Raw genomic sequence first — 17,302 nt, forward strand, 5'->3', positions numbered from 1 at the left:
TATATTAAATTCTATTTTTATCGAATTTAACCTTCTATATTTTTAGAATTAACAAAATTTTAGTTGAAACACATTCATTCTAAATTAAGAAGAATAGGAGCTTTTTTATATACAAATAATAAGCCTCAAGGAGTTGTTGATATGCATTTTATATTAAATATGTTAGGAATTTTCGTTGTAATATTAATCGTTTTCCTATGTTCGCCTAATAAAAAACAAATAAAATGGAGACCAATCGTTATTCTAATCATATTGGAGCTCTTTATTACATGGTTTATGTTAGGTACGAAGCTCGGCAGTATTATCATTAATAAAATTGCATCATTTTTCAGTTGGCTACTAGCGTGCGCGAATGAAGGTATTCGGTTTGCCTTTCCTTCCGCTATGGAAAATCAAACCGTTGATTTCTTCTTTAGCGCATTACTTCCTATCATTTTTGTTATCACCTTCTTTGATATTCTTTCTTACTTTGGAATCTTAACTTGGATTATTGATAAAGTAGGTGCAGTTATTTCAAAGATTTCTCGTTTACCAAAGTTAGAAAGCTTCTTTTCGATTCAAATGATGTTTTTAGGAAACACTGAAGCACTTGCGGTTGTTCGTGATCAATTATCTGTTTTAAAAGAAAATCGTTTATTAACTTTTGGAATTATGAGTATGAGTAGCGTTAGCGGATCCATTCTTGGCGCTTATTTATCGATGGTTCCAGCTACATATATTTTCAGCGCAATCCCTTTAAACTGTATTAACGCATTAATTTTAGCCAATGTCTTAAACCCTGTTGAAGTCCCGAAAGAAGAAGATGTTGTTTATTCTCCTTCAAAACATGAAAAAAAGGATTTCTTTTCTACTATTTCAAACAGTATGTTAGTCGGTATGAATATGGTAATCGTTATTTTAGCTATGGTAATTGGTTATGTAGCATTAACTGCATGTTTAAACGGGATATTAAGCTTTTTCGTAACAGGTTTAACAATTGAAAAAATCTTCTCCATTATCTTTAGTCCTTTTGCTTTTTTACTCGGCTTATCGGGCAGTGATGCTATGTATGTAGCTGAATTAATGGGGATCAAAATAACGACGAATGAATTTGTCGCAATGATGGATTTAAAATCGAACCTAAAGTCGTTACAACCTCATACGATTGCGGTAGCAACAACATTTCTAGCATCTTTTGCTAACTTTAGTACAGTAGGTATGATTTACGGAACTTACAATTCATTATTTGGCGGAGAAAAATCAGCTATAATTGGTAAAAATGTGTGGAAGCTTCTTGTTAGCGGAATGGCTGTTTCCTTATTAAGTGCTATGCTTGTTGGGCTATTTGTATGGTAAATAATCTTTAAAATAAAAGACACCCAATCGAATTGAGTGTCTTTTATTATTATTTTCGAATCTGTCCATTCCCACGAATCACATATTTTGTAGAAGTTAATGCAGGAAGTCCCATCGGTCCCCTTACATGTAGCTTTTGTGTACTTATACCAATTTCTGCTCCAAATCCGAATTCAGATCCATCAGTAAAACGAGTTGATGCATTATGATACAGTGCAGCCGCATCTACAGCTGTGAAAAATTTGCTGACGTTTTCCTCGTCCTCTGTAATAATCGCTTCGGAATGCATAGATCCATACGTATTTATATGATGAATCGCTTCTTCTATAGAAGAAACTACTTTCACTGCTAGCGTGAGTGATAAAAATTCTGTTTCCCAGTCTTCTTCTGAAGCAAGTACAATTGAAGAATCAAGTTCCAGTACTTTCTGATCACCACATAACTCCACGCCTTTTTCCTTCAAAGACGAAAACAACTCGCTACCATATTTCTGCGCCCACTTCTCATGAAGTACAATCGTTTCAATTGCATTACATACAGATGGACGCTGCGTTTTTGCATTTATAATAATATCAATTGCCATTTGTTTATTCGCTGTTTCATCAATGAAAATATGACAATTTCCTGCACCCGTTTCAAGTACTGGAACAGACGCTTCTCTCACTACAGTATCAATTAATTGTTTGCCACCTCTTGGGATAAGAACGTCTAGGTAATCATTTAATGTAAACAACTGCTTTGCACTATCTCGCGTTGTATCTTCTATAAGCTGTACACTTTCTTCTGGCAAGCTTGTTTGTTTGAGAGCTCGGTGAATAACAGAAACGATCGCTTTGTTAGAATGAATAGCAGAAGAACTACCACGTAATATAACTGCGTTTCCTGTTTTCAAACAAATTGTAGCAGCATCTACTGTTACATTCGGCCTTGCCTCATAAATCATCCCAACAACACCAAGTGGTACACGCATTTCCTGAATAGCTAGTCCATTTGGTCGCTCCCATTCACTTATACATTCTCCAACAGGATCACGTAATTCGATTAACTGCTTAATTCCCTCTGCCATATCAACAATTCGTTGTTCAGTTAGCATAAGTCGATCAAGGAGTGAATCAGAAAATCCTTTTGCCTTACCTTCTTCGATATCACGTTTGTTTTCCTCTAAAATATAAGCTGTTTCTACTATTAGCCTCTCAGCAATTACAGCAAGTGCTTCGTTTTTTTGATTTGTAGATTTAAGCACAAGATCCCTAGCAATTTCTTTCGCTTTTTTTCCCTTTGCCAACCCTTCATTCATTTTTTTTCCTCCTTTTTAACATCACTACTCTTACAGTGAAACCCAATAATCTCTATGAATGACTTCATAATTATGTCTTTCGCCTCTTGCTTGAATATCTTGGCTTTGCATACCTTTTATTTCTCTTAATTCCTCTGCGCTATATGTGCATTGTCCTTTTCCAATTACGCGCCCTTGTTGCGTCATTACTTCTACGACATCGTCAACTTTGAAAAATCCTGAAACATTTGTAACGCCAGCAGGAAGAAGACTCTTACCATGCTGAATGATAGCTGTAGCTGCTCCGGCGTCTATTTCAATTTGTCCACTAACAAGTGAATGCAAGGCAATCCATTGCTTGTTCATCTTTATTTCTTTTTGAGGAGCATTTCCGACATATGTTCCATCACCTTTGCCCTTCAAAACATCTACAAATTTCTCTTGTCCACGTCCTGTTCCGATAAATACACTCACGCCAAGAGAAAGTGCTGTCTTCGCAGCATCAATTTTTGATTTCATACCGCCAGTCCCAAGTTTGGACCCAGCATCTCCTGCAAGAGAAGCAATTTCTTCTGTAACTTCAGGAAGGAAATAATACTTTTTCGCATCCGCATTTTTCTGAGGATTTTTGTCATATAGACCGTTCACATCCGTAAAAATCATAAGCATATCCGCCGAAACAAGCCCGCTTACTAAAGCTGACAGCATATCATTGTCACCGAACGTTAGCTCCTCTAAAGAGATGGAATCATTTTCATTAATGATTGGTAGAGCAGAACGGTTTAGTAACTCTCCTAAAGTAGCGTAGGCGTTACTATATTGTTCTTTTCTAGAAAAATCACTTCTAGTCAGCAATAATTGCGCAGTAACGATACCATACTTACGGAATTCCTCCGTGTACGCCTGCATTAACAAACTTTGTCCGACAGCCGCAGCAGCCTGTTTTCCTTTAATTGTCACAGGTCTGCTAGGATACCCTAGAGCAGAAAAACCTGCAGCGACGGCCCCAGATGTAATTAACAAAACTTCATGCCCTTCCTCTTTCAATCGAGCCAATGCGGCAACGTGATCTGAAAGTTGTTCTTTAGAAATGCCTCCGTGACTATCTGCTAGAGAGCTGCTCCCAATCTTTACAACAATTCGGTGTTTTTTCACTTTTGTATCCCCCAAGTCTAAAATCAAAGTTTTTTATAAATTACACTTTTATTCATTCGGCTTACAGCGCCTTCTATTCTTATCAGTGCTGCACCTAGCCTATTAAAGAGCAAAATAAAAATGACCGCTTCGCCCTTAATAAAATAAAAAGGACGAAACGGTCATTGTTCCGCGGTACCACCTTAATTGATATACATAGATATCCACTTGGCGCCTATAACGCAGGCGAACGCCTAAACTTTCATTTAAGACTCAGGGATAGGTTCGATATATTCTATACGAGGAATCTTTCAGCCGGTGAATTCCACTCTCTTTCGCAAGAAGACATATGTACTATTTCCCTTCAACGATTTTCGGTTTAATTTTTTATATTATGCGATATAGTTCCATTTGGTGTCAAGAGGTATTTTTAAAAATAAATAGAGCGGCAAGTTACTTGTATGAGAATATTTCCCTAATGAATGAAAATACAAATCGATATAAATTCAACTCATATTCATCAACATAAAACCTTAAATTAAAGTGTATATATTTACAGAATGTCGAATATAATTGTTTTTTAACTTTTGGTGTTGCAAAAAGGAATATATTCTCTTAGAATGTTTCTTTATATTGCATGTTGATGTTATTGTTATTTTAAGATAACAATTTCGAAATGATATAATTTATTATAAAAGGAGCAAGATTGAGTTATTATGGATAAACAAATTGGATTCATCGGTTGCGGAAATATGGGAATGGCTATCATTGGCGGGATGCTAAACAAAAAGGTAGTGTCTGCAAATAATGTTATTTGTTCGGATTTAAACACTACGAATTTAAAACATGCTAACGAAAAATATGGGCTAACTACAACTATTGACAACAATGAAGTAGCTAAAAATGCTGATATTTTAATTTTATCAATTAAACCAGACTTATACCCATCAGTAATTAATGAAATAAAAGAAGTGATCAAAAACGATGTTATCGTCGTTACGATTGCTGCTGGAAAAAGCATTAAAAGTACTGAAGAGGCCTTTGATAAGAAATTAAAAGTTGTACGAGTAATGCCTAATACCCCTGCTCTCGTTGGAGAAGGAATGTCTGCGTTATGCCCAAATGAAATGGTGACAGAACAAGATTTAGAAGATGTGCTAAACATTTTCAATAGCTTTGGTCAAACAGAGATTGTAAGTGAAAAATTAATGGATGTTGTAACATCTGTAAGTGGTTCGTCACCAGCATACGTATATATGATTATAGAAGCGATGGCAGACGCCGCTGTACTTGATGGTATGCCACGCAATCAAGCATATAAATTCGCTGCTCAAGCTGTGTTAGGCTCTGCCAAAATGGTACTGGAAACAGGAATACATCCAGGTGCATTGAAAGATATGGTTTGTTCTCCTGGTGGAACAACGATAGAAGCTGTAGCAACATTAGAGGAAAAAGGCTTACGCACAGCCATCATTTCAGCTATGCAACGCTGTACGCAAAAATCTATTGAACTGTCTGGTCAAACGAAAAAGTAAAACTATAAAAGAGATCACGTTAGCTATGAATTTAACTAGAAGATTGTGGATTACATACTCTCCCGCTTTCACAAAATAATAAACGGACAAACTCATAAACGCTTGAGTTTGTCCGTTCTTTTGGTTATACTGAAATAATTTTATTTATATCTTCTTTATTTCCTACTATGATTGTGTAATCTTATTAGAAACAAGTAATTTTTCAATGCATTTCGGCAACATATCTAATAATGTTTCAAATGCGTAATTTACATCTAGACGTTCTGTCCATTGATGGGCATCTTTTCCTACCGGCCCCATATTTAATACTGGAACGTCAAACTCTTCTAGTTCCTGAAGCGGAATCGAGTAACCTTTATCCCATAATGGCATATTGTCTACGAGTGAACTCATTGAATCTAGTGGATTCTGTAAGCCGACATAGCTCAAATCTGAAATTCCTCCAAAATAATTTTGGTTTTCAAATGTAATGTTATGATTGTAGTGTGCATACTTTTCCATTTCTGCAACTACTTCTTTAATTAACGGGTTGTTGCGTGAACTTACAGCTGGATAATATGGTGGAGCAAAGAAAAGTACAATCATCGGCGCCTTTTCTTTACATAAAATAGCTAGTTTATCTACTAAATCAATCGTTACCGCACGATCATCTTTCTCTTCTCTATTTTTTATTATACTAGATTGAATATCGTCTATTTTCGCTTGCCCATGTTGTTCAATTGCATAAGCGATAAGCTCTTCATAGGTTAATACATTTACTTTCAGATTAGGCGGTATAAACGGATTATATTTAGAAAAACGATATGCTTGCTTTTCATATGATTCTTCTATTTTCTCTGCTACTTTCGTTACTTTTTGACGTAACAATGAAACGACATCTGTCATTGATTTTTCTAGTAAAAACAAATTAAATAATGTAACGGCACGATGCGGAATTTGGACAGAATAATCCTCCTTTAAGTCCCTTTGAAGTAAGTTAGTTGGCGGAGGGCTCGCTTCCCCTTCTACAATATCACAAAGGTCTGTATTCAACTCTAATTCTGCTGTTATTAATGAAGCCATATAACTCCCATTTAAGCCTGCAAATGGTTCACCTACATGTGTCTCTTTTCCGTAGCAAAGAAAACCAGGTAACACTTTACCAATAGAACCAGTGTAAATATACTTATTTTGGTCACCAGGATGTCGTGAAAACATAGGTTCTGAATTTAAGACTGTTTTATAATTTAAATCGTGTTCTCTTGCTAAATCTAATAATCTCGGAACAGCCGCCCTCATCCCCACCGAATTCACTTCTTCATCTGGAACCGCCAATAAAAGAACATTCCCATCAAATCTTCCATCACAAGCTTGCTCAATCATTGCCATTTGTAATGCGAGGCCGCATTTCATATCCATTGTTCCTCTACCAAATAGCCAATCTCCTTGTTCTATATCTTCACGTACATGGTCTGGTAGTTCATCTTTATGAGAATAAAACATAGACGTTAACTTTTTAGGATTAAATGCATCTTCTTTCCACACTCCATAATCTTGTACATCTACAACATCAAAGTGACTAACTAGAATTACGGTGTTTTTTGTACTATCGCTTTTCTTTACAAGGGCTGTAACAAAATATCGTCCGTCCCCAGTCGGATTTTTTTGCAAATGATGCGGGTTTTCTTTGAAGTACTGTAAATCAGATAATTGTTCCACAACAAAGTCTGGCAATATCACTTCAGCTTCTGTACCTGTAATACTAGGAATTTCAACAAGACTGCTTAATAATTGAATCAATTGTTCTTTTGATTGCCACTTTGACATATAAATCCCCCTATTTTTCCGCATTATGAAAACGAATTCCAGTATATGAATAAAAAATGACGACAGTTATCAAAATTATAGTTCTGATGTACTGCCGATTTTTATTGATATTTCATGAGCTGCTTGTTTTACCTTACTAATAAGAAAAGATAGTCGATCATCATTAATGCGATGACTAATTAACCCAACACTTAATGCTCCTACTACTTTATGATTAAATCCGATAATAGGTGCAGCTACTGAAGCCGTCCCTTCTGTTTTTTCACCATAACTTACCGCATATCCTTCATTTCTTATTTGCTTTATTTGCTCTAAAAGAATGCGCTTTTGTTCTGGTAAAGAAGAAAGTAAATGTTCTACAATATGTTCCATTTCATTCGTTTTCATATTGGCAAGCATCGTTTTATTTGCAGCGCCAATTGAAAGTGGAATCTGTTCTCCTAGATTATCGATAACTCGAATTGTTAAAGGACTATCAATTCTTTCAATGATAATAGAATGCGTTCCATTTGGAATGTTCAAATACACACTTTCTTCTACTTCAGCAGCCAAACGTTTCATCGCTTCTCTTGCAACTGATCTGTAGTCTACTTTCTCCAATTGTCGTAATCCTATTTCCATCCACATTGGCCCAATTTTGTACTGCTTCGTTTCTGAAATTTGCGTAACTAACCCATGCTCGATTAGAGAATTAAGTAATCTATGTACTGTACTAACTGGGAGATGTGTCCTGTCCGCTATATCAGAAATAGCCCAATACTCTTTTTCATTAGTAGAATTTAACAACTTTATTATACTTATCGCTCGATCAATGGACTGTACCATAACTCACCTCAACTTGACTTGTAATATGTTAGTACGCTCAATTACCTATCAATTTAACAAAAATTCAAAATGAAATCAATCTATTTATTAAATTTTCTAAAAATAAAAATATGTCGCTAATAATAAATTGAAAGCGCGAACAAAAAAATATTGACTTTTCTTTTTAATTATCTGAAAATTATAACAAGATTTCACATCACGGAATACATTCCATAATACGGAAAAACATCGAACTTCATTCTATCAACTACGAAAGTGAGGAAAACAATGACGCAAGTAAGTAATACAAACAATGAATTAAAACGAACGATGAAAAGTAGACACTTATTCATGATTGCACTCGGTGGTGTGATTGGAACGGGGTTATTTAACGGATCTGGTTTTATTATAAGTCAAGCTGGACCCGGTGGATCCGTACTTGCCTTTATGGCTGGTGGATTATTAATGTATTTCGTTATGCTTTGTCTTGGTGAACTTGCTGTAGCCATGCCTGTTTCAGGTTCTTTTCAGGAATATGCAACTAAGTTCATCAATCCTGCAACTGGCTTTACAATCGGGTGGTTGTATTGGTTAAGTTGGGCGAATACGACCGGTCTTGAATTTACAACTGCCGGCATTACAATGCAGCGCTGGTTTCCTGATATTCCCGTCTGGGTTTGGTGTTTAATATTTGGCGTTACAATCTTCACTATTAACGCATTATCTGCTCGTAGTTATGCAGAAACAGAATTTTGGTTTTCAAGTATAAAAGTATCTGCCATTATAGCTTTTATTATCCTTGGCGGCGCCGCTATGTTCGGTTTTATTGATTTAAAAGGCGACGAACCAGCCCCATTATTATCAAATTTCGTAAATCATGGCGGTTTATTCCCAAATGGACTTGCAGCTATCCTATTAACAATGGTTACAGTCAATTATTCCTTCCAAGGCACAGAACTTGTCGGAATCGCAGCAGGTGAAAGTGAAGATCCAGCAAAAACTTTACCTCGTTCTATTAGAAATATTATATGGCGCACAATGTTTTTCTTCGTCTTAGCAATCTTTGTTCTTGTTGCTTTAATTCCTTGGGAAGAAGCAGGATTAACAAAGAGCCCATTCGTTGCTGTTTTTGATAATATCGGTATTCCATATGCAGCTGATATTATGAACTTTGTTATTCTTACTGCTGTTCTTTCTGTCGCAAACTCAGGACTGTACGCTGCAACACGCATGCTTTGGTCATTATCAAAAAATGAAATGGCTCCTGCCTTTCTAAAGAAATTATCATCACGAGGAATCCCTTTAAACGCTTTAATTTTGACAATTTCTATTTCTGCTTTTTCTCTTTTAACAAGCGTCGTAGCTGCTGAAACAGTTTACTTATGGCTAATTTCCATTTCTGGCGTCATAACAATCATTGTTTGGATGTCAATTTGTGTCTCTCAATTCTTTTTCCGTAAACATTATTTAGCCGAAGGTGGAAGATTAGAAGACTTAAAATTTAAAACTCCACTTTATCCACTTGTACCTATTCTTGGTTTTGGATTGTATGGCATTATATTAATCAGTCTTATCTTTATTCCTGAACAACGACTTGGAATCTATTGCACTGTACCATTTATCATCTTTTGCTACACCTACTATCACTTTAAAGTTAAGAAAAGAATTGCTACTAACACTCGTAGTGAAACTAAAATTAGCGAGACTATGTAATACTATACTTATATTTAAGACCGCACATGGCTTTCAATTCATGTGCGGTCTTTTATCATTGTAACTTGTTCTATTCCCTTTTCATTCATTACCTCATACGAGTCAGTATTACTATACACCCTTACTTGGATTGCAAGTTCTTTGAAGAGTGATATCAATTTCCATAATGTAGTAAATACCACAATACTAATAATTGGAATTTTTTACTTTTTATACGTTATTAATTTTCCTTACTATTACTGTTTTGATATATTGAATATATAACGCTTAAAAATATTAAAATAGACAGGAGTTATCTACGATGATAAAAGGTTTCGGGGGAATATTTTGGAGAACTAACAATCTTGATGTTATAAAAAAATGGTACAGTGCAGTGTTGAAAATTGAAATAGCAGATTGGAATGGGACTGTGATTAAACCCCAATTAGGAAATGAGACTATTTTTTCTTTCTTTACCGAAAATGATAATTATTTTCCAATAGAACAGCAAGTGATGTTAAATTTTGAAGTACATAATTTAAATGAGACTATTCAGCATCTTGAACATATTGGTGTACCTCTTGAAAAGAAAGAAGAAACTAGTGAGTTCGGAAAGTTTATTTGGATTAAAGATCCTGAAGGTCGTCTAATTGAGCTTTGGGAGAAATAATGGATTGTAATCCTTGTTTTTTAGATTCTATCCCCTGCCCATCAACTTTAGAATATTTACAAAAAGCTATTCTTACGAAAAAATAGCTTTTTTCTTATTTTCAAATATTATTCTGCAATTAATTTTGTACTATAATCCCCTTTGCTATTAATTTTCGGTAGATTTATGAACAGTCATAATAATATATAGAAAATTCATAACGCCTCAAATTGTTAACATAATATATTTATGGTTATCTTATATTTATACTTGAGTACGAGCATTTCCTAATCCTCTGCGATTACACTTTAAATTTTTAAGTTTTCTTCTTATCAGACATGTATTATTTAAACAAAAACTCCCCTTACATCGAAATTGATTAAGGGGAGTTTTATATACGATAAAATTATAGTTCAGATTTCACTCGAACAGAAACATTGTTTTTAATTATTTTTTTGAACTCTTTAAAACTAACAAAATTGTTACTTTCCTCATCCCAAAGACGGAAGCGGAGTGATCGTAAGCTTGTAGCAAGAGTAATCGTTGGTACATTTTTTAACGGAAGCGTATTATTGTGTGCCTCTTCTAGTTTATAGTTAGGTACTCTTGGACTTAAATGGTGAACATGATGGAATCCAATATTACCAGTTAGAAATTGCAAGATTTTTGGAAGTTTATAAAATGAACTTCCTTCCACTGCCGCTTTCACATATTCCCATTCTTTATCTTCTTCAAAATAAGAATCCTCGAATGTATGTTGTACGTAAAACAGCCAAATCCCTACTGAACCTGCTATTAAGAATATCGTACCATGTACTAACAGAAACGATTGCCACCCAATTGCCCAGCAAAGTATTGCTACTACAGCAACGATTATAATATTCGTCAAATAAGTATTCATACGTTCTTTCTGTCTAGCACCTTTTCGGTTAAATCTATTTTTAAGCAAGAAAACATAAATTGGTCCTAATCCAAACATAACGAATGGATTACGATATAAGCGATATGCTAAACGAAGTCTAAATGGCGCAGCTACATATTCATCCACTGTAAGCGTCCAAATATCTCCTGTACCTCGCTTATCCAAATTACCACTTGTAGCGTGATGGATAGCATGCTCATGTCCCCATTGATCAAATGGGAATAACGTTAACACACCCATACATGTCCCTACTATTCTATTGGTAGGTCGACTTTTAAAGAATGAATAATGGGTACAATCATGAAAAATTATGAAAATTCGCGTCATAAAACCAGCAGCTAATAGCGATGGAACTAAAGCTAACAGATAAGAAACAGACAAACTTTTATAAGCAAGATACCATAAAATAATAAATGGCACGACTGTGTTAATAAGTTGCCACACACTTTTTTTAATCGTTGATTTTTCATATGGAGCAACTTGTTTTTTTAAATTTTTAGTATTTTCTAATGTCATTGTTCTAATTCCTTTCCTTTTTGTTGCTAATTCACATTATAGCATACTATTAGTATCAGGTGTTAAAAGTAGATGTAATAAATATTATATATTATAAAAATCTCTTTTTTCTTACTCATTACTTACAAATTACTTACGGCCAAAAAGGCTTCTATAATTGGACTGATGGATCATTTCATTTATAATAAAGACATCTATTTTTTCCAATAAATATATAAAAAAAACAAAGAACTTTTTCACAAGAAGAAAAGAGCTGCCACAAGTCAGGTTTCACCGACTTATGACAGCTCCTCTTCATTTTATTTTAGCGATGGATCCAAACTGCACCTGCAGACTTGTCTTCAGCTTGACCTACTACTTCAAACTTCAATCCAAGTTTCGGCAACTTACGTCCGGCATCTGGAATAACACTGTTGATGTATTGCTTAGAATCATCAAATTTCGCAACGCCTGGCAATCCTTTATAATCAAAGATACCGCGGGTTGGCGAATTTACTTTCCATGCTGGCGTTTGATCAAATGAGAATGCCGCATCGGCAATTTGATAACGCGTACTGCTCTTCACAGTTGGTTGTCCATTTAATGTTCCTACGATTGCCTCTGGATGAGAATCTACTACCCCAAGGAATCCTTCGCCTGGATGAACGCCTACCCAGTTATCTGTAAAGCTTTGATCCGCATACCATACAACCATTCCTGTATTAAATACTGGACCACGTGCATGTTGTAGCGCCGTGTCAGACCCAGCGTAATTTCGCCACTCGATATAGTAGTTATGTTTTTTCTGTTCAAATCCGTTAGACACAGTAAATCCTTTTAGTGTCATTGCTGGCTGGCCTTCTGCATCATCAGAGAAAACAACTTTTCCATCTACAGTTAATGCTGCATTGTCTAACGCAAATCCTTTATATGCTACTGCAATATCTGTTACATACTCAAATTGTAATTTTACTTTCTTTCCTTTGAATTGGCTTAAATCATATGATTTATCAACCCACTTACCATCCGTTGTATCTATTCCGGCTTTTACATCTTTTTCGCCCATTCTATCAATTCGCGTCTTCGTTCCATCTTCTGCAACCGCATTTACGTCAAGGAAATCATACTTCGCTTCCAGTTCATAAAATGCCTTATAATCAAACTTAGCATCCGTTGCAGTCGTTAAGTCAAATACTGGTGTCTCAAGTGTTGTATGAATGTCATTTCCTTTTGTGCTGTAATAAAACTTCTTACCAAATGCCGATTCGATATTTTTTATATCTTTGTCTGGCAAGTTAACACGAACGATTCCTGGTCGTTTTGATTTTGTAACACTTTGATCTAAATATGTTGCAGTACCAATTCCCGTACGAAGTTTATCATAATCTACCTCGACGATATTCGCCCAGTTCCCCTTCATATTCTTTTGGAAAAACTCTTTATTTTGCGGTGAGAAACTTGTTGGCTCTGTTCCTGCAATTTTTCCAGCCCAGCTACCACCACTCATAAGAGACCATGATTCAACTGGTTCGCCTTGTCCTGAGTACTTTGTATCATATTCATCTGGTAAGCCTAAATCATGACCGTACTCATGTGCAAATACACCAACTGCTCCGTCTTCAGGCTCAATTGTATAATCATATGCAGCCATCTTTCCGCCCCAGTTTGATACAGTAGATTTTGTACCATCAATCGCATATGGCTTCGATCCTAGTTTTGAACGATGTGACCAAATCGCATCATCTTTCAATTTACCGCCGCCAGCTTCTTGACCCACGCCAGCATGTACAACCATTAAGTGGTCAATAATTCCATCTGGCTCGTTTTTATTCCCATCACCATCTTGATCGTATTGATCAAATTGGTCATAGTCTGCTAAATTGATACCTTTTGCTACCGCTGCTTTTAATGCTTCTTTCACAAAATCACGTGGGCCTAAAGGACCTTTGTTATCATGACCAGTCCCCGCATCCGCACCATAATCTGAAGCTTTTCCTGGAACAGTAAGCCATTCGGTTACAGTGCCATCAACTGTGTAGCTTCCGCCAGATTGCTCTTCATAATATTGTTTAAAAGTGTTAATCTTCGATCCATCAAATAACGTAAATTGCTCATCACCAAATAACATTTTTTGATAATGTTCACGATTAAAGTCCTTAGAATACATGTAACCCGGCTCTTGATCAATATTATTATGCTTAAAATCGCTAAATTCTACGAGTAAAACAAGTACTTTATCTTTTCGGACAGCTCCATTGTACTCTTCTTGCTTCGCTGGTGTAGTAGGTACTTTTCCATTTAATTTTCTAGAATTCAACCCTGCATCTTGTCCAGCAACTGGTCCTACTTCAGGTTGCTGCGCCTGCTCATTTTCCTTCATTTTTGTATCTTTTACTTTTTTCATAAAATCAGAAGCTTCTTGCGTAAGACTATCTCCTGTCAAGATTTCTTTCCCAGGGTTTTCCCCTTTCTTTTTCTCAACATATTTTTCGACAGCCTTTGATGTCTCAGCTTGTGATGCAGATTGATAAATTACTCCCCGTTGTTTCAGCGCTTCTGCCAAACGCTCATCTGGTATTAAATGCTCATCTATTGGTAGAGATGGTGGCGTATCAGCATACGCTGCATGACTTCCAAAAGTAAACGTACTACTTAGCACTGCCGCTGTTGCTAATACTGATAAAGGTTTTAGCTTCTTATTCTTTTTCAATGTATTTCCTCCCCGATTGTTGAGAATCATCGTTTTTTATCGATAACAACATATTATTCGTTATAATGTGAATATTCAATATTTTATCAACGTACAATTGTTGAGAAATATTTTTATATAGGGTGAAAATATAAAATAAGAATACGCCTACTATTGCAAAATCCCCATTCAAAATAACTTATAAAACTTACAGAAAGTTTTTTGTAGAAACTACAATACTCTATACTCTTTTTTGAGTGAAATCTCATTTACACAAAAAATGTCAATTCCTAAGTACTAGCTAAGGAATTGACATTTTTTTAACGAGAATGTTTTATGAATAAATGGATTGCTTCTTCTGGTACATAGAACTTACCATTGCTTTCTACAACTATGCTACCTAATTCATAATCTTTATTCTTAATACGAATTATATTTTTATTTACAAATAATTGAGCTTTTACATTATTACGTTTTACTATGAGCAACGGGTTTGCTGCATCAATTTTGTCTATTATTACAGTTGCACCATTTTGTTTAAAGGCTGAATCACTCTCTACAAATAATTTATTTGTTACTTCTTCTAAATTAAAGCCCATTGCTTTCGCCATCGTTTTCGCAATATCTGTGTTTTGAATCAAACCGTATGGCTTTTTAGGACCGTAAGAATATAAAAATACATCCTCACCTGTATGGCCGCCTGTTGTAAAGCCTATGTTCGCACGATTGGCCAATAATGTAGTAAATATCGGACCTACATCCGATTTCTTTTTTGCTGCTTTTACTCTTTCTTTTTCATCATAAGTTAAATTGTCCAACCCGTATAATTTAGCTACATCTTCTACATTTGATAAATCAGATTTGAGTTTATTTGTAGTCCCTTCAAGTGTCATTTTCGATTTTTTCAATGGATCAATGTATGTAGAGACCGGCGTAGTATTATATCCTTTTGTCGTATTCATATTCCCAATAGAAATCCCGCTATTACCATGGTCAGCTACAGCTATTAACATCGTATTACCATCTTTTTTTGCAAATTGCAACGCTTTTGCTACCGCTTCATCAAATGCCAATACATCGCTAATCATCCCAATTGGATCATTCACATGAGCTGCCCAGTCGGGCTTACTTCCTTCCACAAATAAAAAGAATCCATCTTTATCTTTTGATAACGTTTGAATTGCTTTTTCCGTCATTTGAGAAAGTGTCGGTTGCTCCGGATTTGTTGCTTCACGATCCATATCAAATGCTAAAGCATTATGTGAAAAAGAGCCCCAAATTTTCTTAGATTTAGAGTTCATTAATTCTTTTTTCGTTTCAACAAAGTCGTATCCTTTGTTTTGAATCACCTTTACTAAATCTTCACCGTCATTTCTTTTTATAGGTAGCAGTGCCGCTTTTCCTCCGCCTAATACGACATCTATATTTTGATACACTTGTTGCTCCGCAATTACGTCAAAACGCTTGCGGTTTACATGGTGAGCAGAGAATCCGGCCGGAGTAGCATGCTGAATTTCAGCTGTAGCAACAATTCCAGTTGCGCGACCAGTACGTTTGGCACCTTCTAAAACATTGGCAACTGGCCGTAACTTGTCCTCTTCTTTTATTGGTTTTAAGCCGGGGGAACTTACAATAGAAGGTAATACACCTACATATCCTGAATTCGATTTATTCCCCGTCGCTAGTGCTGTAGCTGCTGGGGCTGAGTCTGTTATAGCTGATTCCGCTGAATATGTACGAACTCCTCCTGTTACCATTTCATCTAACGCCAGTGGTTTCCCTTTATACAAGCGAGCTAATGTCGTTGCTGAAGAACTCGTTCCGTCCATAACCATTATGATTACATTTTTCGGTTGCCGTTCTACTTTTTTCACTTTCGCTTCCACCGAATAATAATTCATCATGCTTTCCGTACATAACATACTTAGTGTGATTGTTCCTACTAATAGTAACTTCTTCATCAGTAAACTCAAATTCGACATTGTTGTTCCTCCGTATGTTTTACATTCATTTATATATGTTTTATTAGTCCCCAATTTTCATGAAGCTAACAATCATTACTTTCCCTTTCTATTATTAGTAAAACAACGGACATTACATATCATACCTTTTTATAAAAACGTCTTATCATTCTCTTCCCAAAATTTTATTTCTCAATAAAAATCCGATTAGAATAAATAATAATTTATTGTTAAACGATAAATTTCATGTTAAATTAAAAAGATAATTTAAAAATGAGGTGCTTTATATGAAACAAGGATCAACACTCTTTTTAAAGACAGCTATTATCCTTATGGGGATTCCTGTTTTTGCTTTGTGCATATTTTTAATTCCTAATATCGGGAATTATGCAGCAGAATTGTACCCGGGTATTGCATATATAAAATATCTTATTTTAATCAATCTATATGCAACAGTGATACCTTTCTATTTTGCTCTATATCAAGCCTTTAAACTTGTAAGCTACATTGACAAGGGTAGCGCCTTCTCCAAATTATCTGTTAGAGCTTTAAAAAAGATAAAACAATGTGCTGTTACAATTAGTGTATTATACGTATTAGGTATGCCACTCTTCTATCTCGTAGCGGAGAGAGATGATGCACCAGGTATTATTATAATAGGTATGATCCTAATCTTTGCTTCAATGGTAATCGCAGTCTTTGCTGCCGTTCTCCAAAGACTTTTAAAAGATGCGATAGATATAAAATCAGAAAATGATTTAACGGTCTGAGGTGAATAACATGGCAATAATAATTAATATTGATGTAATGTTAGCGAAACGAAAAATGAGTGTAACTGAACTTTCAGAGAAGGTTGGAATTACAATGGCTAACCTTTCTATTTTAAAAAATGGAAAAGCAAAAGCAATTAGAATTACAACTTTGGATGCTATTTGTAAAGCGTTAGAATGCCAACCAGGGGATATTTTAGAATATCAACCAGAAGAAAGCGAATAAAAAGAGTC

At 35.4% G+C, this 17,302-nt stretch carries 13 protein-coding genes and 1 other annotated feature; of the genes, 6 read left to right on the forward strand and 7 right to left on the reverse strand.

All coding sequences use genetic code 11. The annotated features are described in order from the left end of the window. Positions 1 to 141: 141 nt before the first annotated feature. Entirely contained in the window at positions 142 to 1,335 is a 1,194-nt protein-coding gene (locus tag F8162_RS02885) for a NupC/NupG family nucleoside CNT transporter (protein ID WP_151635074.1), read from the forward strand. A gap of 49 nt (positions 1,336 to 1,384) precedes the next feature. On the opposite strand, the gene F8162_RS02890 is transcribed toward F8162_RS02885, so the two are convergent. Both F8162_RS02890 and proB read right to left on the reverse strand, forming a co-directional pair. Continuing rightward, positions 1,385 to 2,632 (reverse strand): glutamate-5-semialdehyde dehydrogenase, encoded by a 1,248-nt coding sequence (locus F8162_RS02890; RefSeq protein ID WP_151869319.1) that lies wholly within the window; start codon positions 2,630 to 2,632, stop codon positions 1,385 to 1,387. A gap of 30 nt (positions 2,633 to 2,662) precedes the next feature. After that, a complete protein-coding gene (gene proB, locus F8162_RS02895; protein WP_151635071.1) occupies positions 2,663 to 3,766 on the reverse strand; it encodes a glutamate 5-kinase in 1,104 nt (367 codons plus the stop codon). A 145-nt stretch (positions 3,767 to 3,911) separates the two neighbouring features. Further along, positions 3,912 to 4,122 (reverse strand) — a binding site (T-box leader). A gap of 339 nt (positions 4,123 to 4,461) precedes the next feature. On the opposite strand from proB, the gene proC reads away from it, so the two are divergent. Then, positions 4,462 to 5,280 carry a pyrroline-5-carboxylate reductase gene (gene proC / locus F8162_RS02900; protein WP_151635069.1) on the forward strand — a complete coding sequence of 273 codons (819 nt, stop codon included), beginning with the start codon at positions 4,462 to 4,464 and terminating at the stop codon, positions 5,278 to 5,280. Positions 5,281 to 5,445: 165 nt separating this feature from the next. Here proC and F8162_RS02905 read toward each other — a convergent pair whose 3' ends face one another. Together F8162_RS02905 and F8162_RS02910 are read right to left on the reverse strand one after the other, a co-directional pair. Then, positions 5,446 to 7,110, reverse strand: a complete 1,665-nt coding sequence (locus F8162_RS02905; RefSeq protein ID WP_151635067.1) for a M20/M25/M40 family metallo-hydrolase — start codon at positions 7,108 to 7,110, stop codon at positions 5,446 to 5,448. Positions 7,111 to 7,161: 51 nt separating this feature from the next. Continuing rightward, entirely contained in the window at positions 7,162 to 7,911 is a 750-nt protein-coding gene (locus F8162_RS02910) for an IclR family transcriptional regulator (RefSeq protein WP_151635065.1), read from the reverse strand. Between the two features lie 267 nt (positions 7,912 to 8,178). On the opposite strand from F8162_RS02910, the gene F8162_RS02920 reads away from it, so the two are divergent. Beyond that, complete coding sequence (locus tag F8162_RS02920) at positions 8,179 to 9,603, forward strand: amino acid permease (protein ID WP_151635063.1); 1,425 nt, start codon at positions 8,179 to 8,181, stop codon at positions 9,601 to 9,603. 301 nt (positions 9,604 to 9,904) lie between these two features. Beyond that, the gene (locus F8162_RS02925) at positions 9,905 to 10,252 is read left to right on the forward strand and encodes a VOC family protein (protein ID WP_151635061.1); all 348 of its coding nucleotides are present in this window, start codon (positions 9,905 to 9,907) and stop codon (positions 10,250 to 10,252) included. A gap of 385 nt (positions 10,253 to 10,637) precedes the next feature. Here F8162_RS02925 and F8162_RS02930 read toward each other — a convergent pair whose 3' ends face one another. The 3 genes from F8162_RS02930 to F8162_RS02940 all read right to left on the reverse strand — a co-directional run bounded on the left by F8162_RS02930 (position 10,638) and on the right by F8162_RS02940 (position 16,319). Further along, positions 10,638 to 11,669, reverse strand: a complete 1,032-nt coding sequence (locus tag F8162_RS02930; RefSeq protein WP_151635059.1) for a fatty acid desaturase — start codon at positions 11,667 to 11,669, stop codon at positions 10,638 to 10,640. A gap of 304 nt (positions 11,670 to 11,973) precedes the next feature. Further along, positions 11,974 to 14,358, reverse strand: a complete 2,385-nt coding sequence (locus F8162_RS02935) for an immune inhibitor A domain-containing protein (RefSeq protein WP_151635057.1) — start codon at positions 14,356 to 14,358, stop codon at positions 11,974 to 11,976. 299 nt (positions 14,359 to 14,657) lie between these two features. Then, positions 14,658 to 16,319 carry an alkaline phosphatase gene (locus tag F8162_RS02940; protein ID WP_151635055.1) on the reverse strand — a complete coding sequence of 554 codons (1,662 nt, stop codon included), beginning with the start codon at positions 16,317 to 16,319 and terminating at the stop codon, positions 14,658 to 14,660. A 266-nt stretch (positions 16,320 to 16,585) separates the two neighbouring features. Here F8162_RS02940 and F8162_RS02945 point away from each other — a divergent pair, with 266 nt between their 5' ends. Further along, a complete protein-coding gene (locus F8162_RS02945; protein ID WP_151635053.1) occupies positions 16,586 to 17,068 on the forward strand; it encodes a DUF2975 domain-containing protein in 483 nt (160 codons plus the stop codon). A gap of 10 nt (positions 17,069 to 17,078) precedes the next feature. Then, positions 17,079 to 17,294, forward strand: coding sequence for a helix-turn-helix domain-containing protein (locus tag F8162_RS02950; RefSeq protein WP_087981020.1), 216 nt, complete (start codon positions 17,079 to 17,081; stop codon positions 17,292 to 17,294). Positions 17,295 to 17,302 lie beyond the last annotated feature (8 nt).

It is taken from the genome of Bacillus sp. CH140a_4T (genome assembly GCF_008923725.1).
Classification (GTDB): domain Bacteria; phylum Bacillota; class Bacilli; order Bacillales; family Bacillaceae_G; genus Bacillus_A.